The sequence below is a fragment of the Spirosoma jeollabukense genome, assembly GCF_054777855.1.
The window spans coordinates 1-628 of sequence record NZ_BAAHAD010000092.1 but is presented as its reverse complement, the minus strand read 5'-3'; the positions used below and the strand labels follow the sequence as shown (position 1 = coordinate 628).

The 628-nt window shown below is 21.8% G+C and carries 1 protein-coding gene; it reads left to right on the top strand.

The window, feature by feature from the left end; all coding sequences use genetic code 11:
- Positions 1–110: 110 nt before the first annotated feature.
- Positions 111–628 (top strand): hypothetical protein (locus tag ACYVEA_RS34715; RefSeq protein WP_461117924.1); only part of this gene is annotated, 518 nt, incomplete at its 3' end.

Below are 628 nucleotides of genomic sequence, written 5' to 3'. Positions count from 1 at the left end.
ATAAGCTTGAATAGTTTAAAGGTAAAACCTTATTTTCATACGATAAAGATAGGTGTTCGATTCACCTTTCAAGCTAGACATCTATAAATAATGTCTATTTTTATTAAAAAATGCTTTTAATTTCAATATTATCTTTATTACTTTCAAATGCCGTTACTATACGACGAGATATATCTATACTTTTTAATAGAGTAGCTATAATTTCCTTAGTTTATTCTATATTACATAGTACAATAACTATATTTATTATAGGTAAAGGTATAAGTTTACACGGAGGTTTACTTAATATAACTAGTATTACACAAATTTTTGATATTTTTATCTTTTTAATTAGTATATTAATTTTACAATTAACTAGTTTTTATCCTAGAAAGGTTTGGGTACCAGAACATTCTTCATTAACACAATTATTATTTAATAATTTTGTTTTTTATAGAACTAAAATTATTAATAAAATGGGAGAACATTTAAGAATTATAGAATATCCTTTAATATTATTATTTATAATCACTGGAGCTGTTTTTTTGATTTCAACTAGCGATTTAATATCTGTATTTCTTTCTATAGAATTACAAAGTTATGGTTTATATTTATTAAGTACTATATATAGAAATTCAGAATTATCTAC